At 33.7% G+C, this 20,281-nt stretch carries 18 protein-coding genes; 7 read left to right on the top strand and 11 right to left on the bottom strand.

The genetic code is table 11. The features are described from left to right. Positions 1–49: 49 nt before the first annotated feature. Both lip and ACSUE0_RS02645 read right to left on the bottom strand, forming a co-directional pair. Complete coding sequence (lip, locus tag ACSUE0_RS02650; protein WP_436955955.1) at positions 50–2,299, bottom strand: YSIRK-targeted triacylglycerol lipase; 2,250 nt, start codon at positions 2,297–2,299, stop codon at positions 50–52. Positions 2,300–2,649: 350 nt separating this feature from the next. Further along, positions 2,650–3,981: a sodium-dependent transporter gene (locus tag ACSUE0_RS02645; RefSeq protein ID WP_182475146.1), complete on the bottom strand. Its 1,332-nt coding sequence runs from the start codon at positions 3,979–3,981 to the stop codon at positions 2,650–2,652. A gap of 296 nt (positions 3,982–4,277) precedes the next feature. Between ACSUE0_RS02645 and brnQ the strand changes: the two genes are divergently transcribed. Both brnQ and ACSUE0_RS02635 read left to right on the top strand, forming a co-directional pair. Next, positions 4,278–5,579 carry a branched-chain amino acid transport system II carrier protein gene (brnQ, locus tag ACSUE0_RS02640; protein WP_436955953.1) on the top strand — a complete coding sequence of 434 codons (1,302 nt, stop codon included), beginning with the start codon at positions 4,278–4,280 and terminating at the stop codon, positions 5,577–5,579. Between the two features lie 275 nt (positions 5,580–5,854). Continuing rightward, positions 5,855–6,226 carry an iron chaperone gene (locus ACSUE0_RS02635; RefSeq protein ID WP_119613730.1) on the top strand — a complete coding sequence of 124 codons (372 nt, stop codon included), beginning with the start codon at positions 5,855–5,857 and terminating at the stop codon, positions 6,224–6,226. Positions 6,227–6,383: 157 nt separating this feature from the next. Here the strand turns inward: ACSUE0_RS02635 and ACSUE0_RS02630 are convergent, their stop codons facing one another. Next, on the bottom strand, positions 6,384–7,085 hold the full coding sequence (locus ACSUE0_RS02630; RefSeq protein WP_436955951.1) for an SAM-dependent methyltransferase: 702 nt from the start codon (positions 7,083–7,085) through the stop codon (positions 6,384–6,386). Between the two features lie 42 nt (positions 7,086–7,127). Then, the gene (locus ACSUE0_RS02625) at positions 7,128–8,108 is read right to left on the bottom strand and encodes a ketoacyl-ACP synthase III (protein ID WP_119613732.1); all 981 of its coding nucleotides are present in this window, start codon (positions 8,106–8,108) and stop codon (positions 7,128–7,130) included. A gap of 197 nt (positions 8,109–8,305) precedes the next feature. On the opposite strand from ACSUE0_RS02625, the gene ACSUE0_RS02620 reads away from it, so the two are divergent. The 3 genes from ACSUE0_RS02620 (at position 8,306) to ACSUE0_RS02610 (ending at position 9,961) form a co-directional block, all read left to right on the top strand. Further along, the gene (locus ACSUE0_RS02620) at positions 8,306–9,064 is read left to right on the top strand and encodes an SDR family oxidoreductase (protein WP_107551617.1); all 759 of its coding nucleotides are present in this window, start codon (positions 8,306–8,308) and stop codon (positions 9,062–9,064) included. Positions 9,065–9,095: 31 nt separating this feature from the next. Beyond that, complete coding sequence (locus tag ACSUE0_RS02615; RefSeq protein ID WP_119613733.1) at positions 9,096–9,416, top strand: hypothetical protein; 321 nt, start codon at positions 9,096–9,098, stop codon at positions 9,414–9,416. A gap of 197 nt (positions 9,417–9,613) precedes the next feature. Further along, positions 9,614–9,961 carry a MerR family transcriptional regulator gene (locus ACSUE0_RS02610; RefSeq protein ID WP_119613734.1) on the top strand — a complete coding sequence of 116 codons (348 nt, stop codon included), beginning with the start codon at positions 9,614–9,616 and terminating at the stop codon, positions 9,959–9,961. Positions 9,962–10,062: 101 nt separating this feature from the next. On the opposite strand, the gene ACSUE0_RS02605 is transcribed toward ACSUE0_RS02610, so the two are convergent. Further along, complete coding sequence (locus ACSUE0_RS02605; protein ID WP_436955948.1) at positions 10,063–10,800, bottom strand: alpha/beta hydrolase; 738 nt, start codon at positions 10,798–10,800, stop codon at positions 10,063–10,065. A 188-nt stretch (positions 10,801–10,988) separates the two neighbouring features. After that, complete coding sequence (locus ACSUE0_RS02600; RefSeq protein WP_119613736.1) at positions 10,989–11,522, bottom strand: hypothetical protein; 534 nt, start codon at positions 11,520–11,522, stop codon at positions 10,989–10,991. Positions 11,523–11,828: 306 nt separating this feature from the next. On the opposite strand from ACSUE0_RS02600, the gene ACSUE0_RS02595 reads away from it, so the two are divergent. Together ACSUE0_RS02595 and ACSUE0_RS02590 are read left to right on the top strand one after the other, a co-directional pair. After that, complete coding sequence (locus ACSUE0_RS02595; protein ID WP_436955946.1) at positions 11,829–12,566, top strand: poly-gamma-glutamate hydrolase family protein; 738 nt, start codon at positions 11,829–11,831, stop codon at positions 12,564–12,566. Between the two features lie 165 nt (positions 12,567–12,731). Next, a complete protein-coding gene (locus ACSUE0_RS02590; RefSeq protein ID WP_436955944.1) occupies positions 12,732–13,943 on the top strand; it encodes a pyridoxal-phosphate-dependent aminotransferase family protein in 1,212 nt (403 codons plus the stop codon). A gap of 132 nt (positions 13,944–14,075) precedes the next feature. Here ACSUE0_RS02590 and ACSUE0_RS02585 read toward each other — a convergent pair whose 3' ends face one another. From ACSUE0_RS02585 to ACSUE0_RS02565, 5 genes are all read right to left on the bottom strand, one after another. Further along, positions 14,076–15,287 (bottom strand): CynX/NimT family MFS transporter, encoded by a 1,212-nt coding sequence (locus ACSUE0_RS02585; RefSeq protein WP_119614460.1) that lies wholly within the window; start codon positions 15,285–15,287, stop codon positions 14,076–14,078. A gap of 214 nt (positions 15,288–15,501) precedes the next feature. Then, positions 15,502–16,461, bottom strand: a complete 960-nt coding sequence (gene arcC, locus ACSUE0_RS02580; RefSeq protein ID WP_436955942.1) for a carbamate kinase — start codon at positions 16,459–16,461, stop codon at positions 15,502–15,504. Continuing rightward, complete coding sequence (locus ACSUE0_RS02575) at positions 16,454–17,242, bottom strand: oxamate carbamoyltransferase subunit AllH family protein (protein WP_436955940.1); 789 nt, start codon at positions 17,240–17,242, stop codon at positions 16,454–16,456. The genes arcC and ACSUE0_RS02575 overlap by 8 nt, the downstream gene beginning before the upstream one ends. Positions 17,243–17,250: 8 nt before the next feature. After that, positions 17,251–18,516, bottom strand: a complete 1,266-nt coding sequence (locus tag ACSUE0_RS02570; RefSeq protein ID WP_119614457.1) for a DUF1116 domain-containing protein — start codon at positions 18,514–18,516, stop codon at positions 17,251–17,253. A gap of 1 nt (position 18,517) precedes the next feature. Continuing rightward, complete coding sequence (locus ACSUE0_RS02565; protein WP_119614456.1) at positions 18,518–20,278, bottom strand: acyl-CoA synthetase FdrA; 1,761 nt, start codon at positions 20,276–20,278, stop codon at positions 18,518–18,520. Between the last annotated feature and the right edge of the window lie 3 nt (positions 20,279–20,281).

The raw sequence follows: 20,281 nt of genomic DNA, 5'->3' as shown, positions 1-20,281 counted from the left end.
AGTCTCCTGTCATGACCATTACCTCCATTTATTTAAATTTTAATTTTATTTAAGCATCAAATTGCTCGTTACGAACTAAATCTGCTGCTAAATTACGCCAAAACTGTTGCAACTCTTCAGTAGGGTGATTAGAGTCAGTAGAATCTTGTCCAACAAAATCAACATGGTCCCAACCGTGTTTAATTGGAGTCACTTGCCACACACCTTTTTTCACTTCGTCTGTAGCTTCTATAAAGGCTTGATTAAATGGATGTTGTGATGAAATAGTAGAGACTAAGCCGTCATTTTCACGCCATTCTTTTTCTGCAGCTTTGCCAATTACATTAGCTGTTACAGTAAATCGTAAGAACAGATTGACATCTGATTTTTGATTGCCAAACAAAGTAGGTCTTGTTGATTCTCCAGTGTATGTTTTATAGACAATGTTAGGATTTAACGATGTGTTTTTATTTAATTTAGCAGCGCCTTCTCTAGTTAAATCATAAAATCCGTTATCTTCTGTTTTCCATAATCCGCTATTTTGAACGCGTTGTACGTATTGAGCGTATGTTTCTCCTTCTCTCTGTTTAAGACCCCACTGGCCAAAACCAAAATCTACTTTTGAGTTTTTATTACCTTTGAATTTAGCGTAATCAAATGCTAATTGTCTAACTAGCGCCTCATTACCTAATGCATCTGCAGCATGTGTACCATTATGAGGCGTACCGATAGTAGTAATTGAATTCACCATATTATCGTTATTGCCTTGGAACAGTGGAGAAATTTCACCGCCATGTTCTTTTTGATATTCTATTTCCTCTTGATTACCGTTACGCAATAATTCTTCTAGTTGTCTCACTGTTTGGCCACCCATACTATGAGCCACTAAGTGAACTTTTTTACCTGGTTGCCAATCTTTATATACACCTTCATATGTTTTACCATAACGTTCATGGCCGTACTTCTCAGCATGAGCTGCACCATAATCTACCGTGCCACCCTTAATATAGTAATAAAGCTCAACAGCACGATCATAGTTACTACTTAATGCACCGACGCTTGCTTCGTATGTTTCATAACCATTACTTTCTAAATCTTGGCGGATATTCAATTTATCTCCACCCCAATAATGAGCTAATACCGCTGGATTAATATCATCAGTAAAGCCATTGAAACCATGCACTAAAATGATAGGATCTTGGTTTTTATATTGTCCTTGTTTTGCAGCTTTATTAGGTTGTTCATTCGCTTTTTCTACATTTTGTTGAGTTTGGTTCTTCGGCGTTGCTACAGCATTTTCTTTCAATGTATTTAATGCTTTGTCAGGATTATTCTCATCATCTTGTTCAGAATCGCGATTTGCAGTTTGATTTGGTAATTTATCTAAGGATATCCCCTCTTTTTTATTTCCATCACTTTTAACACGTTTATTTAATGGCGTCTGATTGTTTCCTACCACTTTATTTTGTTTAGCATCTTTATAATCCACATGATCTTCTTGTTGCTTTAATTTATCTTCTTCATTAAATTCTGGATCCAATTCTGACTCTTTTTGATCTTTCACTTTGTCCTTTGAATTAAATCCTGGATCCAACTCTGACTCTTCTTGCTCTTTTACTTTGTCGTTTGAATTAAATCCTGGATCCAATTCTGACTCTTCTTGATCTTTCACTTTGTCGTTTGAATTAAATTCTGGATCCAATTCTGACTCTTCTTGATCTTTCACTTTGTCCTTTGAATTAAATCCTGGATCCAACTCTGACTCTTCTTGCTCTTTCACTTTGTCGTTTGAATTAAATCCTGGATCCAATTCTGACTCTTCTTGCTCTTTCACTTTGTCGTTTGAATTAAATTCTGGATCCAATTCTGACTCTTCTTGCTCTTTCACTTTGTCCTTTGAATTAAATCCTGGATCCAACTCTGACTCTTCTTGCTCTTTCACTTTGTCCTTTGAATTAAATCCTGGATCCAACTCTGACTCTTCTTGCTCTTTCACTTTATTTGTTGAATCGTTAACTTTATTTTTAGTATTTTGTTGATCTTTATGTAAGCTAGTATGAGTTGGTTGATTGAATTTTTCATCATTCACTTGTGTTTTATCATCATTAACCGGTGTATTTGCGTTGTCATTCACTAAATTTTGATGTTCATCATCTCCCAAATGATTCCCACTTTGTACTTGTGTGTCCGCTTCACTCTGATTATTTTCTTCAGCAGCTTTTACAGTCTCTACATTCAAAAATAATAACGAGCCAATTAAAATTGAAGAAGCGCCGACAGTAAATTTACGTATACTATACTTATTTCGTTTCTTCTCCATATACAACACCTCTAAATTTTATGATTTTAAAACACAATTTAATTAATAAGACAGACTAGATGAAAAAGTTAATAATAAAACGCGGTATTAGTTCAAAAAATTTACCTATCAATGCTTTCATACCACTCACCCCCCAAAGAAAGCGCTTACATATTTTAAGAAAAATTTTATTTATCAAAAGAATTTCCAATAAATTGTTAAAAATATTTATAATTAACAAATAAAAACTTTCAATAAATAATTTGATTAGATTTTACTAAATAAACTATTTTTAGTCAACAACTGATTACAACTAAATTACGCACAATTAAAAAATTCTCGAAGCATCAAGCAACGAGAATTTTTTACAATTATATAAGTTGAACGATGAATATTAACATGATAACTACTGGTAAAACAAATTTAATTAAGTAGTACCATGGCATAAATAATTTAAACCTATCTTTTCCAAAATGTGTTTTCAAGTCATTTTTATCTAATAATTGACCAACTACAAGCGTCGTTCCTAATGCACCTAATGGCATCAAAATGTTTGATACTAAAAAGTCCATATTATCAAATATTGTTCCAGCACCAAATTGGATACCGCTTAAACTACTAAATGACAACGTGGCCGGTATACTAATGATAAATACTAAAATGCTTGCATAAATTGCTATAGACTTACGTTTTGAATTATCATTTTTAGTAAAGTTCGATACATTTAACTCAAGTAACGAAATCGATGATGTCAGTGCAGCAAATAAAAATAGAATTAAAAAGATAAAATAAAAACCTTGTCCATAAGCCATTTGATCAAAAACTTGTGGTAATACTTTAAATAATAACCCAGGCCCCTCAGTAGGACTATATCCAAAAGCTGCAATCGCAGGGAATATTGCTAAACCTGCTAAAATAGATACCAAAATATTCATTCCTACGATTGAAACAGCAGATGTCTTAATCGTCATTTCTTTTGAGGCATAGCTCGCATAAGTAATCATTCCCGTCGTACCTAAAGATAACGTGAAAAATGACTGACCTAGCGCAAATAATACACCTTCCATAGAAATATCTTCTAATCTAGGTTGCAAGATATATTTCAAACCTTCCCACGAACCTTCTAAAGAAAGTGATTTAATAACGATGACAATTAGAAAAACAAATAATAGCGGCATCATAAATTTAGAAGCTTTTTCTAATCCTTTTTCTACTCCCATCATTACAATAACCATTGTTAATAAGATAAAAATACCTTGTCCCATTATCGTTAACCATGGGTTCCCTATAATTGATTCAAACTTTATACTTCCTAATGTACTATCACTAAAAGTTACTATTTGGAAAGCAACATTTAAGATATAGATAATAATCCAACCACCTATAACACTGTAAAAACCAAATAATATAAATACCGCTAAGTTACCATTCCATCCAATAATATTCAGCCATTTTTTCTTAGTTAATTTTTCATAAATTTTAGTCGTATATGTTTTCCCCATTTTTCCGACCGTAAATTCCATCATAAGTAACGGCAAACCAACGAATATGGTAAATACTAAAAACATTAGTAAAAATGCGCCACCGCCGTATATCCCAGCCATATACGGGAACTTCCACATGGCACCTAGCCCTATTGCGGAACCAGCACTTGCTAAAATAAATCCTGTTGAGGATTTCCACTGTGATTGTTTATTCATAATTCTACATCCTTTATATTTTACAAAACTTTATTGCGTTAAAGCGTTTGTGTGACATAGCATCTACTATACCATTTTTCCACCTTTGGCTCAATATGTATTTTCAGCAATTAAAGCTAAAAACTTGTTACTACAACCATTAATTAACTTAAAAATTTTCGAATATTTCATGAATTTTCCCACATACAATACTTTAAATATTAAAAATTATCTGACATTTCATTGAATATACTGTTTTTTTATGTTAAAGTAGCATGTGTTTTGTGCAAGATAATCTCCTTGAAATTGAGGTATATAAAATGAATAAACTTATCCTAATTTCTGGTCTAATGTTATTCTCATTTTTCTTTGGCGCCGGAAATTTAATATTTCCACCTATGTTAGGTTACACAGCTCAAGAAAATATGTGGGTTTCAATGACTGGATTTGCTATTACCGGTATATTACTACCTTACTTAACAGTTATTGTAGTTGCCTATATGAACGGTGGCGTAGAAAGCATCGGTAACAAAGTCCATCCGATATTCGGTACGGTCTTTGCAATCTGTATTTATTTATCAATCGGTGCATTATACGGTATTCCTCGTGCTGCTAACGTTGCCTACGAAATTGGAACAAATCATATACTACCCGTACATAACCATTTCACTTTAATTATATTTTCATTAATATTTTTCTTCATTGTTTATATTATTGCTTTATATCCAAGTCGTATTATAGATAATTTAGGTAAATACTTAACACCAATTTTAATAATTATTATCGCAATTTTATGTATATTGGTAATTATTAACCCAGAGGGTTCTATTGGGCAAGCGAGTGGTGAATATGCTCAAACACCATTAGTATCAGGTATTCTACAAGGATACTTTACGATGGATTTAGTAGCTGCCCTAGCATTTTCGGTAGTAATCGTCCAAATGTTTAAATTAAATGGTGTTGATAATCAAAAGACACTCGTCAAGCATGTGATTAAAGCAGGTTTAATATCAGCGATTTTGCTGCTCGTTATTTATTTTGCACTTGCTTACGTCGGAGCTACAACAAGTCATTCTGGATTTAAAGACGGGACAGGTATTTTAACGTTCAATTCTTTACGTGTATTTGGATCTATTGGTAATTTATTATTCGGTATCATCGTGATTTTAGCATGTTTAACTACATGTATTGGGTTAGTCAACGCCTGTGCCGCATTTGCTATGAAGAAATTACCAAAAGTATCTTATAAAAAATTCGTATTGGTATTCTCTTTACTTGGTTTTATTGTTTCAACGCTAGGTTTAGAGCTTATTTTAAAAATTGCTGTTCCATTGTTAACGTTTATTTATCCAACATCAATTGTGTTAGTACTTATTTCTTTAGTTAGCATTTTCATTCCATTCGAAATGAAATTTGCTTTTATCTTACCGACTATCGTTACACTAGTTATCTCAGTATTACAAATACTCAATGATTTCAACTTGGTTAAATCACTTAATACGTTATATCAAAAATTACCATTAGCAGATATTCAATTAAGTTGGTTACTTCCATTTATAATTTTACTTGTTGTCGGTTTAATTATTGATTTTTTAAAAAGAAATACTGAAAAGCCATCATAATTTTGAAAGCTTTTAACCGTTAATAAAACATAAATACAAGATGTTAAGTAAACGAGGAATTGTATAACATAAGTAATAGTCTTTAGGCTTTTTTAATACTTGTGTTATAACTTAAAAATTAAAGTGAGCGGAGATATGAAATCATGTTATTGAATTCATATATTCGCTCACTATTTTTATATGTTATCTGAGGATAATATCTATTGCATTTGTTACGATAGTTAGTAAGCAATTAAAGCAATATTCCATATAAATAAAAAGAATGGAGTTTTAATATGAATGAATTCAAAGATTTTTTAGAGTCTATTGATAAGGCATCTCACAAAGAGAAAATGGAAGCCCTTCTCGAGTGGATTTCAGAAACATTTCCAAACCTTGAAACTACAGTAAAATGGAATCAACCAATGTACACAGATCACGGTACTTTTATCATTGCGTTTAGTAAATCAAAAGCACATTTCTCAGTAGCACCTGAACCAAAGGCATTAGCTGAATTCACCCAAAAAATAAAAGCCGCTGGTTACTCACAGACAAATAATTTATTTCGCATAAAATGGGACCAAGATATCGACTACGTGTTATTAAAAGAAATTATTCAATACAACATCGATGATAAGGCTGATTGCGCAACATTTTGGAGAACGTAATTCAAACATTTTCAACATTAAAAAAGAGACCCTCTAACTTCATGAAGTGGGATCCCTAATTTACTTCAGTACAAAAGTTTTATAACTTTTGCTTACTGAGGTTATTTATTTGATTACAGACTAATATCAAAACACCAAAAGTGAATCTAAGGCATTTTCATATTTTAATCTTTAACATAGTATTCGCATTAGTTTGGAACTCATAATCAACTTTTACTTCTTCTATTTTACAACCTAGCTCAGACAAATACTTTATTATATCGTCTAGTTTCTCATAACGTTCACCTTTTAAATTAACAATTGGAAAAATACGTATTTCTTTTTTAGTTACCCTTAACATTTCATTTAAAGTCTGTTTATGAAAATTATAATCAAAGCGATCAGCATACATAAATAAAAAATGCGCAGATAATAAGACATCAAATTCATTATTTTTATATGGTATCTTGGGCAATGAGGCTACTTTATACGATTTAGGATAATGTTCCATATCATAAATACAATCTGTTAATGCTTGCATTCTATGTCTCATCAAGTGGTTGATATTTTTAAAGTAACTCCAATAATAATTTGATTTTGATAATTGCATCTTCTCAATTGCGTGCTTTAAATCATCTTTCCCCTTATTGTATAATTCTGCAACACTAAAAGCATATGCAATATCACAAGACTCTATATTCAAACCTTTTTTTCTTCCTATTGCTGTAAACGAACATGCACCAGCAGGGCAATCTAATATTTTTCTACCTTCTAATTCAGTCAAGTTTAAATCAAACATACTCAAATACTCTTCATATGTTCGACCAATAAAAATAACTCGCTCAATTTCCAGTTCAATACTTTTTAGTTCTTCATTCATTTATAATCACCCTTGCAACTGTTACACATAAAGTTTCATCATCTATAACGTCCATTTAATTAAGGTAGATGCATAAGCTAATCCACCACCAAATCCAACTAGTAATACTAAGTCACCTTTTTTAATTTTATTCTCTTTGACAGCTAGATCAATGGCCAACGGAATTGTGGCTGAGGACGTATTACCATAGTATTCAAGACTTTTTAATGCTTTATCCCTTTCTATACCAGATTTATCACATATAGATTCAATCATTCTAGCGTTCGCACTATGTGGTACAAACCAATCTAAATCTTCTTTCGTGTAATTGGCTTTATTCAAAGTCTGCTCAATAATTCTCGGTACATTGCCTACTGCCCATTTGTATACACCACGCCCATTTTGGACAATAAATCCTGGATTTTCTAACTCTTCGTCAAACATTGCTTCCGATAATTCCGAGCAATATAAATTATGGCCTTTTTTGCCATCTGATCCGGCATCACTTGCTATAAAACTCGTCTCATCTTCATTATATTCTACTAAAAATGCACCTGCCCCATCTCCGAATAATATGCATGTGCCACGATCTTTGTAGTCTGTAATCTTAGATAATGTTTCTGCTCCGATAACTAAAACTTTCTTATTTTGACCTGAAGTTATGAGACCATTTGCAATATTAAGACCATAAGTAAAACCAGCACAAGCCGCATTAATGTCTATTGCGCCTGCATTTTCCAACTCTAACTTAGCTTGTACATAAGATGCGACACTTGGCGTTTTATAATCAGCTGTTAATGTTGCATTAACAATCATATCCACATCACTTAAATCGACTTGATATTTCTCTTGTAAATCCAACACTGCTTTATAACTAATATCGCTTGTATATTCATCTTCTTTTGTAATTCTTCTCTCTACAATCCCAGTTCTTTGTTGTATCCATTCATCTGACGTATCTACTATATTTTCAAAATCGTGATTGTCCATTATCTTTTCTGGAACGTATGAACCTTGTGCAGTAATTTTGGCAAACGACTTCATCTAATTTTCCCCTTTGACTATTATAATTATTTAATTCTATATATTTATATTATTCATGCTACTATTTTCACAAATAAATTTAAATGATACTTTTAATTATATGTGTAATAATTCAAATAAAAATAACATCATATAACTTGCTTGATATTGCACTCTCAGGTTTATTGTTGAAATACATTTAAAGGAGGTTTTATAATATGGGAAAATTTAATAGTTTAGATAACAAAGTAGTAGTAATTGCAGGTGGTGCAAAGAATCTGGGAGGATTATTAAGCAAGACTTATGCTGAACATGGAGCCAAATTAGTCATTCATCATCATGATGAACATTCTTTGGAAGAAGCTCAAGAGACACTTGCCAAAATTGAATCACTGGGTGGTCAAGGTACATTATTTTCTGGTGATTTAACCCAAGTGAGTAATGTTGAATCCTTATTCCAGCACGCTCAAAATACTTTTGGAAAAATCGATATTGCCATTAATACAGTAGGAAAAGTGCTTAAAAAACCTATTGCTGATACGACCGAAGAAGAATTTGATAACATGGCAGATATTAATGCAAAATCAGCTTATTTCTTTATAAAATACGCTGAAAAAGCTATGAATGACAACGGTAAAATCATCACACTAGCAACTGCTTTACTCGCTGCTTATACAGGTTTTTACGCTACTTATGCAGGAGGAAAATCACCCGTAGAACATTACACACGTGCAGCTTCCAAAGAGTACATGGATAGAGGTATTTCTGTTAATGCTGTTGCTCCTGGACCAATGGATACACCTTTCTTCTATCCGCAAGAAAGTGAAGAAGCCGTTGCTTTTCACAAATCACAAGCTCTTCACAACCAATTGACAAATATTGAAGACATTGCACCCATTATTACTTTCTTAACCACTGATGGTTGGTGGATTAATGGACAGACATTATTTGCAAACGGAGGATACACTACACGTTAATGTATATAATAAATTAGGAGGTTATTAAACTATGTATTACTTTGTAGCTATATTTAAAGATAATGAAACAGAAATACAAATCATTTCAGAAGAAAGTATTATCGACGACAAGCGCATTACAATCCCTAACGAAAATTATGTAAATGCTTTGGCCGAAGAAATTATAGAATTATCTCATCAAAACCAGTTGTATCATAACGATATTAAACGCATCGGCTTATCCATCAATGATTATAAAGTGGTCGGATACGACACGATGGACGAATTACAAAAAGATTTAGCATCCACATTTGGTTTTGAAGCTATCATCGACAATAACTATGAACATTTATTAACAAAACTTGTTAAATAGTAGAAAGATTTAACTTCAAATGAAACACTCTATAAAATAACTACAAAATGGAACATTCACAGGCGCTTTAGTATATCTAAATTCACATGTTTTATGTTCCTTAGATATATCATAGCCCTGTGTTTAAGAAGGCAGGAATACGAACATAACGTTTAAGTTGTCTACCTTCCTGCCTTTCTATTTTAGGAGGAAAATGTATGCAAGTTAAAAAAGCAGCTGAACAATTAAACATGAGTGAACACACACTTCGCTATTATGATAAGGCCGGACTTTTCCCATTTGTTTCAAGAAATCAAAATGGTTATAGAGATTTTTCAGAAGAAGATTTATATTGGATTGAATTTATAAAATGTATGAGACAGACACATATGCCCGTCTCAAAATTAAAGGAAATTGCTGAATTGTATCATCAAGGAAGCGCTACAAAACAAAAGCGCAAGCAAATATTTTTAGATCATCAACAAAATTTAATAGAACAAAAAAGGATTATCGATGAAGGTCTGCAAACATTAGCAGAGAAGTTCAAAATATTAGAAAGTGAATAAATTCAAGCAATAGAAGGAACTATATATTATAGCGCTAAGCTTTAACAAAAATTATTAAATTTTAACTATCTTCTTACGCTAGTTAATGTTGGATTATATTATTAATAGTCTTCAAAAAATGCAATAATATCTTGTTCAACTTCAAGGTGACCTTCACCATGCGTCATCAAATGCTTACACATTTTATACCCTTGAACTTCTTTATGTTCATGTTGAATTTGATTATAGATATAGTCGGCGCTCGTTTTATATGACGCATCATCCTGTTCACCATACTTAATAGCAATCGGAGCCATGATACGGTCTAAATTTGACATGACGTTTTCAACTAATAATTGAAATTTTTGGAGTTCTGGGCCATAGTTAGGAATTTGTTTTAATTGAGTATCAATTTCTACTTGATCTAGATTTAACAAGTTCCCTATACGTTGACCATAATCTTTAAGTCTTCCTGTTAGCCCAGCATCACTCTTTCTGTATGGCGTTGACATAATAGCTATAGCATTAATGCCATGCTGTTCTGCCAATTTCAATGATAATATACCACCTAATGATACCCCACAGACATTTATTTTTGAATAACCTTTATCTTGTAAAAATTGATAACCTTCAATCGCATCATTCAACCAGTCATCTACATCATAATCCATCAATGTGTCTAACATCAGACCATGACCTTTATATGGTGGCACATAACATGTAAAACCAGCTTTGTTTAATTTTGTGGCTAATAACTTTACATCTCGAACCGTGCCTGTAAATGAATGTAGTAATAATATAGCTTTTTCTGCTTCATGCTGTTCCAAAAATATTGGATTTGGTGCCTTTATGTTTATCATCTATTGTCACTCCAAGTTTTAGTTTCCTACTGTATTGTAATTGAAATTTACTCATCTCTCAAAGTAATCCGTTTAAGCGCCTATATTTCTCACTAAAACACAAACTCCCTTTAATACGACATATTGTCATGTCGTTGTATTAAAGGGAGTTTACATTTAAATATTTACACACTTCTTTTAATTTAATGTTACTGCGTCATATCAAAAAATTGTAATTCATAGATTGCTTTTTCGTCATACGCATTAAAGCTATCTATTTTACCGTTTAAATATAACTCTTGTGTTTTTCTACTAACATTATGTTGATATGACAACTTAACGTTTAAATCAGATTCATAGCCATTGTTTTGGATGGTACTTTCAATTTCAGAAAATACATCTTTATTTATTGGCAATAAATATCCTTCTTTACTAGGTAGAATATTTACATATTTTGTTTGTAACACTTCTTGTTCGCCAATATAAATTTCGATTTTTATATTCTTCGCAGCACCACCACCAAGATTATATAACTTTAAATAATCTTGTTCGGACTGACTTTCGATACCTACATTTTTCAGCTGCAGTTCATTTTTGTCTCGTGTAATCAATATTTGATTAAAACCAAGTGCTGGTAAAAAGCTGATCTTCATTTGATAAAGTTGCACGCTGACTGACACAAAGTAAAAGAGTGCCATGATAAAAGTACCTAAAGAACCTATAGCCGATATAATATTTATCATTGTTTTAACACCTCCGTGTTTTTTTGAGAGGCAAGATAAGCATTATAACATACATCAATCATAAAAAAAACGAGCTACTTATAAAAGTAGCCCGCCAACTAAGAGGAGTCTGCATACATGCCAAAGGACATGTTACAGACCTGCCTCTTAATTAACATGCCCTAAGGCATAAAAATTCATTGTATAACGCTTTTAAATTCTTCGCAACATATCTTTTAAATAAAATTATATAATTTTTTATACCTTAACAAATTGTATGATAATATTATATTTATAAAATATTATTAATACGTATAGGAGTTTATTATGTACTTTTTAAAAGCAATTGCCTTATCCTATTTTAAATGCATACGGGCTATAGCACTATGCTTGTTTGCAACCATCACTTTTGTCACTATTCTACCTTCTTCTAACGTTTATGCCGCCGATTTATATGCCTCTATGTCAGAACTTATGGATGATACTGAATCTGGTGTAGATTGGCAACTATCATATCGTAATAATCAAAGTGACACATTAATTGCCGCTATACATGGTGGCAACATTGAAGCTGGTACGACAGAATTATCCACGTTAACTGCAGCTCTAGGTAATTATAATTATTATTCATTTCAAGGTATTCGCACATTAAACAATGCTGAATTACATGTCACATCAACAAACTTTGATGAACCTGTTGTAGAAGACATGCAACAAGCTGTTTCAAACTCTGTAATGATACATGGCGCAAGCGGTAGCGAACCAGCCGTTTATATTGGCGGTAAAGATGAGCGTCTTAAATCATCTATAGAAAATGCATTACAAACAAAGGGCTTCAATGTTTTAGAATCACCATCCCACTTAGAAGGAGAATCTAGTCAAAATATAGCTAATAAAAATGCTAAAGGTGCAGGTGTTCAATTAGAATTAACTTATGCACTAAGACAGTCCTTTTTTAATAATCAAAATTTATCCATGAATTCTCGCTCTAATGAAGCAAATTGGAGTATTACAATGTATGTATTTGCCGAAGCCATTCATCAAGCAATTGAAGAAAATGATTAACTTTATCAAATATGGAACGTTATTATAAAATTATTCATAAACATTCAATTTTTGTAATATTCTCACAAATAACAAATTATTTTTCATCATTTTTGACGATTAACTCTGTTATTTATTAGAGTATAGTATATACTGACATAATTTATAGAAAATGAGGTTAATAATATGGATGATTTGAAAATAAACAAAAGATTAATTATGACCCCTGGCCCCGTAAGTGTAGACCCACGTGTCTCTCAAGCAATGTCTAATTCAATTTTAGGTCAATTTGATTATGAATTTGTAGACATAATGAATAAAACGATGGAACTCATTAGAAAATCCTTTTTAACAGACAATCAATGGTCATTTCCTATCGATGGAACAAGCCGTGCAGGTTTAGAAGCCGTTATCGCTAGTATCGTCAAACCTGGCGATACCGTACTTGTCCCAATCATTGGTAGATTCGGTTACTTGTTTACTGAATTAGTAAAACGCGCAGGTGGTGTCGTACATAATATTCAAAAACCAATGGGTGAAGTTTTTGAACAAGCAGAAATCATTGAAGCTTTAGATACTGTAAAACCAAAAGTACTCGCTATTGTACATGGTGAGACTTCTACTGGTCGCTTACAACCGATTGATCAATTAGGTCGTGCTTGTAAAGAACGCGGCATTTATTCAGTAGTTGATGCAGTAGCTACATATCAAGGTATGGTCATTCCAGTAGATGAGTGGGAACTAGATGCCGTCATCGGTGGTGCACAAAAATGTTTATCCATACCTTCAGGCATTACACCAATTACATTTAACGACAGATTTAGTGAAGAAATCAATAAACGTAAACGCGTAGAACTTGGTATCCGTTCAAATGAAAGTACAGAACAAGACTACTTTATACGCAGTAATTATCTCGATTTAACACAATTACAAGATTATTGGAGTCCTAAGCGATTAAACCACCACACAGAATCAACGACGTCGGTTTACGCGCTATATACCGGTCTAAAAATAGCACTGACTGAAGGCATTGAAGCACGTGCTGAACGTCATGCATATCACCAAGAAGGCTTGAAACAAGCATTGAAAGCTTTAGGTTTAGAAATATTTGGTGATGAAACAAATGAAATGAAAATGGTCATCTGTGTTAACATTCCTGATGGTGCAGACGATAGTAAATTTAGAGAAGGCTTGTTAAAAAATTACGGCATTGAGATTGCAGGATCCTTCGGTGAACTACAAGGTAAAATTTGGAGAATCGGTATCATGGGTTATGCTATTGAAAAGCAAAACATCTTAACATTCTTATCTATATTTTCACTTTACCTAGCACATCAAGGCGTACAAAATTTAAATCCAGAAAAAGCTATCGATACACTATTAGCTTATTACGCATAAAAACCAAAAGGAGAGACCTAGACATTGGTTGATGTCTAGGTCTCTCCTTATATATACAGTAATCAGCTAATTACATGAATTAAATTGACTGCAGAAAATATTTTCACATAAATATCATATCAACCATACTTATTAGTGATCTTCTACAACTCTATTTTTAGCAGCTGGATAACCAAAAATAAAGAATAATGCTGACATCACAATTAAAGCAATAATGCCTGAATCCCAACTTTCCGTAGCATCATGAAGATAACCAATCAAGAATGGCCCAACAGCGGCAATTAAATAGCCAACAGATTGACCAAAACCAGATAGTGAAATACTACCATCACTTGTACGTGCTCGAATTGAGAAGAAAGTCATACATAAACTGAAACAAGCACCCATCGCTAATCCTGCAATGATAATACCAATAATCAGTAACACTAATGATTGTGTAAAGAATAAGCTAAATCCTACCAAGAATAGTACCGTAATAATCACGACTAATATACGTTGGTCTTTCAATTTAGAAGCGATGATTGGGAATGTAAAGGTCATTGGTACTTGTGAAAATTGGTTGAGCATTAATAAATATCCTGCCGTAGAAGGATCCAATCCTCTATCTACAAGAATTGATGGTACCCAAGCCACTACGGTATAAAATACCATCGATTGAAATCCCATCGTCAACGCAACCATCCACGCCAGTTTAGATTTCGTTATAGCTACTTTTTTGGGTCTATCTTGTTGATCCGCTATCGCCGTTGCCTTCTCTAATTGTACACCTTTTCGTGCTTTAGGTATCCACAGTATGATTGCAATAATCGCAAAAAGAATCCAAAAAGATAATGACAATCTAAAACCTAATGGCGTTATTTCTGACAGTGGAAAGCTTAAACCACCGCCTAAGCCAGCAGTAAAATTCATTGTTCCACTATAAATACCAGTAGCTAGACCAATTTGCATCGGGAAATACCATTTAACATAACTTGGTAACACCACATTGCCGAATGCAATAGCAACTCCAAGAATGAGTGTGCCAATTAAGAACAAAGTGAAATCTCCTGCAATACGTAAATATAGTGCAACAATGAGTAGCAGCGTAGAATACAGTATTGTACGAGACATGGTTAATCGAGCAGTTACTTTTGAAACGAATGGCGAAACAATTGCAAAAATAATCAGCGGTATCGTAGTCAAGATGCCTGCAACACTGTTATTAATTTCCATAACTTGTTTAATCTCATCAACTACAGGACCGACCGACGTTAATGGCGCACGTAATGTTGAAGCAATAAAAACAATTGCAAATATCACGCCCCAATTATTATTAACTTTATTGATGCGGTATGGGTCAGTCATCTTATACCACCTTTCTTAATTCTCTATTTTTATATTTATAATGATGAAGCGGGACAGTAATCTAATATTTCAATTTAGATTTCCATTCCCGCCTCACAAAATGACTAACTGATTAAAAGTTGCAATACAAACACCATTAGCAATCAGTGTTTTATAATGTTTATTATGCATTTCAATCAAAGCAGTATCACTTTGTTCACATTACTTTTTACAATTAATTTACCGCTTCTGTTGATGGCTCCAATAAAATACGTGTGCCAGCTTTACCTGCTAAAGCATCTATCGCATCATCTAATGAACAAATAATCGCCTCTTTACCCATTTCAGCAAACTGAATTGCTGCTTCTATCTTAGGTAACATACTGCCAGCTGGAAATTGTCCTTCAGCAACATATTGCTTCGCTTGTTCAACAGAAATCGTTTTTAGTTTTTCTTCGTTTGATTTTCCAAAGTTAACACATACGTTTGAAACGTCAGTTAACATTACAAATGTATCGGCATCAACTTGTTCTGCTAATTTTAAACCTGAGCGGTCTTTATCAATTACTGCTTCTACACCTTGAATATTACCATTGTCATCTTTATAGACCGGAATACCGCCACCACCTGAAGAAATAACGACTGCTTGGTCAATAAGTGACTTGATTTGATCCACACCATGAATAACTAATGGTTCCGGTGAAGGAACGACGCGACGGTATCCTCTACCTGCGTCTTCTACCATTACGAAACCGTGCGTTTCTTCTAAACGTTGTGCTTCTATTTCATCAAAGAATACACCAATAGGTTTAGTTGGATTATTAAATGCAGGGTCATCTTTATCTACTTCTACCATTGTCAATAACGTTACTACATTACTGTCGATATTTAAAGATTTCAAATGATTTTTTAATGATTCTTCCATCATATATCCTATAAAGCCTTGTGATTCCGCATTACAAGCATTAATTGGTAAAGGCTCTACAATGTCTTTAGCCGCTTCATTTTGTGCAATAATATTCCCTACTTGAGGACCATTACCATGCGTAACTACAATATTGTGTCCTTGTGCTTTTAACTCAGCCATTTTTCGTGTAGCTGAATACACATTATTATATTGATTTTCGTATGACGCTTCTTGCTTTGGTTGAAGAATTGCATTCCCACCTAAAGCTAATACTACACGCTTACTCATACGCTCCACTCCTTAAAGTTGTTGCTATAAATATCCCATACAATGTATCTTTTCCAGATGATGATCCCACTTCTAACAGTTGGTTCATGTGGTACACCGTTGGTTGTTGTTGCAACACTAATATTTTCGAACTAAACAATTTCTTTAACGCACTATCCAAAAAGGCTGTAGCAACTATTGTTGTTAACTGTTCTTGAATAAGCTTCTGTATAACCTCTAAATTCCTATCAAATATAAAAGGATTTATGAAATGCACAAATAGCATACCTGTTAAGATATCATCACCTGAAGGAGTTAAACCTTGTCCTCTTCCTATCAAATAACGTAATGAAGATTCAACTGCCTTATCATCTGCTTGTTTCAAAGTCTCTATGATGGACTGCATTTTCAAATAAGAAAAATCTCCATTGTTATACTCTGAAAAGTCATATTTTGTGATATTTTCATGCAACTTTGACCATAATAATGAATTTGAATTCAACTCAACGCTACTCGCATGTACCGCTTGATTACGCCAAACCAATTGACAATTATCGTTAATAAACATTGCATTTGCAGTTACTTTTATAGGTTGCTTCAAAGTGATGTTTTCTAACAGTTGTTTTTTAGTTTGATGGTCTACAGTAACGCCAAATGGAAACGTACCATTTTCGTCACTACCTATAAAAATAAGTTTTTGATCATCATTGACGATGTTGAAGCCTTTTTCAAAAATACTATGCACATAAAAACCTTGTTGTTGTTCAAGTATTTCCTGGGCAATTGGCCCTATTGAACGCACATGAAAAATCACGCTTTAAAGCCTAATTTTTCTGCATATGCCGTAATTGCTTTTTCAAAACATTCAATTGGTGGATGTACTGTTCCAGCACCAATTTGACCATAACCCGCAATTTTATGTGCAATACCTGTATTAATTACAGGGGTGATTCCTGTTTCTACTACTTTACGCGCATCTATACCTAAACATGCACCTCTAAAGTTCCATGTAGGGATTGCAAAGTTAGGATTTTCACCGATACAAATTTCAGTCATTTCGTTGCTGATTTCTAAAGCATCATCAAATCCACCTGTACCTACGAATCTTGTTACTGCAGGTGCAGCAATCATTGCCATACCACCGACACCAATAGTTTCAGTAATAGCAGAGTCACCAATATCCGTATTAGCATCGTCTGCAGAGTAACCTGTGAAATATAAACCTTGAGGCGTATTTACTGGTGCAGTAAACCATTCGTCGCCCATACCAGCGATGCGCACACCAAAGTTTTCACCATTACGACATAATGCAGTCACAACTGTACCGTGTTCTATTGTACGGGCAGCATCCATCATTGCTTTACCTGTTGCCATCGCTATATTTAAGAAGAACTGGTCTGTATCAGCTAAAAATTGAAGCACTTCTGTACGTTTTTCTTGTTCTACATCATCTAATGCAGCGATAATTGGCGTTACCTCTTTTAGAAATGCTAATGATGCAGCTATGTTACGTTGGTGGAATTCATCACCCATCGCAATGGCTTTCGCAATTAACACATTGACGTTTAAGCCATCTTTCATTTGTTTTAAAGCTTTACTAAGTACAGGACCTAAGACATCTTTCATCCAGTGCAAACGATTCACTACTGTTTCGTTATAAGCACCAAAACGTAAGACTGCTCCGATACCTTCATTCATTTGGCAATATGCTTCATTACCAGTTTCTCTATTTTCTACAACTAAGACAGGCATATTTGCTGAGGTAATACCACCCATTGGTCCAACAGCTTTAACATGATGGCACGGAATAAATGTAATTTTTTCGTTTTCTAGTAATGAACGGGCATCTTCTTCATTGTTCGCCCATTCTTCAAACAAGATAGCGCCTACACATGATCCTTGCATAGGATCTGTCATATTTTCATATTTAATCGGTGGTCCTGCGTGTAACAGTACGCGCTCTGTTAATTCAGGAATTTTTGATTTCGCTGGCACTACATCTACTAAAAACGGTGCTGCAGCAATCATCTTATCTATAACCGCCTGGTTTGCTTCATCTATTGTTTTGTAACCCATGTTATACCGTCTCTCCTTCGAAATTATTTAAATATTGGAGTACTTTCATTAGTTTTTCGTCTCCTCCAGCAATTGGACGCCAGTTAAACTGCACAACTTCTGCGCCACCATCTTGAATAGCTGATGTGAAACTTTGTAGTCCAATATTAATTACGCTTGGTGTCATATTGATTAAATTCATCACTTTCTCATCGACAGTTAAATCTACTTGATCTACTTCAAAAGATTTTATTTCACGGTTTGGTTGCTTCACATTACTACCAATAATGTTTAACGCTGTACGTACCATTTGGTCATTTGTTTCACATACTACAGCTCCAGCTGCTTCTAAAGTGTTGATTTGTGCATGATAATCTTGATGATCATGCTCTGTTCCAACTACAGTTGCTAATACTGCTAAAGAACGTCCCTCTTCTTTTACTTTTTGAAGAATGTTCTTAATTGTTGGCGCTAATTCATTTGCCATATCATCATGACTACCGTAACCAATGACATTATCTAACATAATGACTGCAGTTAACGGATCAGCTGATGATGTTTCTAACATTTCAATACGTTTTGATGGATCAATCATTGGGTGTGGTCTACCTTGAGTATAGATATCATCACCTAGATCAATAATTTCATGATTTCCGCCTTTGTATGAGTAACCTTCTGGCGTTGCATCTGTTGAATCATCACCTAATGTATCTTTAACTAACATTGCTGCTTCGGATGCTAAAGTACCTCCAGAATAATAACCCTTGATACCGTTTTGTTGTGCATTTAAAGTCACCGAAATATTCTCTTTTACATGTGGTTTGAATTGTGGCGTTTCATCATTTGAAAGTTGAACAGAAATACGAGCAGCCTCTTCTAATGTATACGCATGATAAATATTTTCTTCAGTATACGTAGGTTTTGAACCTAAGAATAAAGTAACGACTGGTTTATCAATGTTACGTAATAGATTCAACACTTTTTCTTCTACTTCTTTAGCTGGCGGCTTAGAAATAACAGTAATCACTTTAACTTTTGGATCTGAATTTAAAGCTTTTATACTATCTAGCATTGTAATTGCACCAACTTCAGTTGATAAATCACGTCCGCCTGTACCTAATGCATTCGTTACACCTTTACCCTCTCTATCGATAATCGTTGTAACTTCTTGAATACCTGTACCTGATGCACCTACGACGCCGATATCACCTTGGTTGACTGTATTAGTAAACGCGAGTGGTAAACCATGAATAATCCCCGTACCACAGTCTGGTCCCATAACTAGTAATCCTTTATCATGGGCAAGTTTTTTCAGACGTACTTCATCTTCTTTAGCAACATTGTCACTAAACATAAAGACATTTAAATTGTGGTTCAAAGCATTTTCTGCTTCCATAGCTGCATATTGTCCAGGAATAGAGATTAACGCAAGATTAGGGTTATTAGCTAATTCTAAAGCGCGCTTCCAGTTTGAAGCTTCATCTTGTTTTTGTGATTTATCGTCACTTTCATTTTTACCTTTTAATTCTGCTTCTACTTCTTGATCAACTTCTTCAACCTTATCTTTATCATCAGTATCCACAACGATGACAATGTCGTTTGGTTTCGCTTCTTCTAACTCAGGTGTACCTAAGCCAGATGATTTAAATATATCTTTATTAGCAGGTGTTCCCATCATAATAGATACTTTATTAACACCTTCAATAGCAGATAATTTATTTGATAGTAGCATTAATACAATTGAGTCTTGATACGTATTTTCTTTAATTATTGTGTATAACATCTT

Origin of the sequence: Staphylococcus sp. AS1337, from assembly GCF_051408735.1 — a bacterium.
In the GTDB taxonomy this organism is placed as follows: Bacteria; Bacillota; Bacilli; order Staphylococcales; family Staphylococcaceae; genus Staphylococcus; species Staphylococcus xylosus_B.
The sequence above is the reverse complement of the archived record's forward strand: the minus strand, read 5'-3'. Positions and strand labels throughout refer to the sequence as shown.

Coding starts and splice junctions, on each gene's coding strand:
- lip (WP_436955955.1), bottom strand. CDS start 2,299: ATGGAGAAGAAACGAAATAAGTATAGTATACGTAAATTTACTGTCGGC.
- brnQ (WP_436955953.1), top strand. CDS start 4,278: ATGAATAAACTTATCCTAATTTCTGGTCTAATGTTATTCTCATTTTTC.
- ACSUE0_RS02635 (WP_119613730.1), top strand. CDS start 5,855: ATGAATGAATTCAAAGATTTTTTAGAGTCTATTGATAAGGCATCTCAC.
- ACSUE0_RS02630 (WP_436955951.1), bottom strand. CDS start 7,085: ATGAATGAAGAACTAAAAAGTATTGAACTGGAAATTGAGCGAGTTATT.
- ACSUE0_RS02625 (WP_119613732.1), bottom strand. CDS start 8,108: ATGAAGTCGTTTGCCAAAATTACTGCACAAGGTTCATACGTTCCAGAA.
- ACSUE0_RS02620 (WP_107551617.1), top strand. CDS start 8,306: ATGGGAAAATTTAATAGTTTAGATAACAAAGTAGTAGTAATTGCAGGT.
- ACSUE0_RS02615 (WP_119613733.1), top strand. CDS start 9,096: ATGTATTACTTTGTAGCTATATTTAAAGATAATGAAACAGAAATACAA.
- ACSUE0_RS02610 (WP_119613734.1), top strand. CDS start 9,614: ATGCAAGTTAAAAAAGCAGCTGAACAATTAAACATGAGTGAACACACA.
- ACSUE0_RS02605 (WP_436955948.1), bottom strand. CDS start 10,800: ATGATAAACATAAAGGCACCAAATCCAATATTTTTGGAACAGCATGAA.
- ACSUE0_RS02600 (WP_119613736.1), bottom strand. CDS start 11,522: ATGATAAATATTATATCGGCTATAGGTTCTTTAGGTACTTTTATCATG.
- ACSUE0_RS02595 (WP_436955946.1), top strand. CDS start 11,829: ATGTACTTTTTAAAAGCAATTGCCTTATCCTATTTTAAATGCATACGG.
- ACSUE0_RS02590 (WP_436955944.1), top strand. CDS start 12,732: ATGGATGATTTGAAAATAAACAAAAGATTAATTATGACCCCTGGCCCC.
- ACSUE0_RS02585 (WP_119614460.1), bottom strand. CDS start 15,287: ATGACTGACCCATACCGCATCAATAAAGTTAATAATAATTGGGGCGTG.
- arcC (WP_436955942.1), bottom strand. CDS start 16,461: ATGAGTAAGCGTGTAGTATTAGCTTTAGGTGGGAATGCAATTCTTCAA.
- ACSUE0_RS02570 (WP_119614457.1), bottom strand. CDS start 18,516: ATGGGTTACAAAACAATAGATGAAGCAAACCAGGCGGTTATAGATAAG.
- ACSUE0_RS02565 (WP_119614456.1), bottom strand. CDS start 20,278: ATGTTATACACAATAATTAAAGAAAATACGTATCAAGACTCAATTGTA.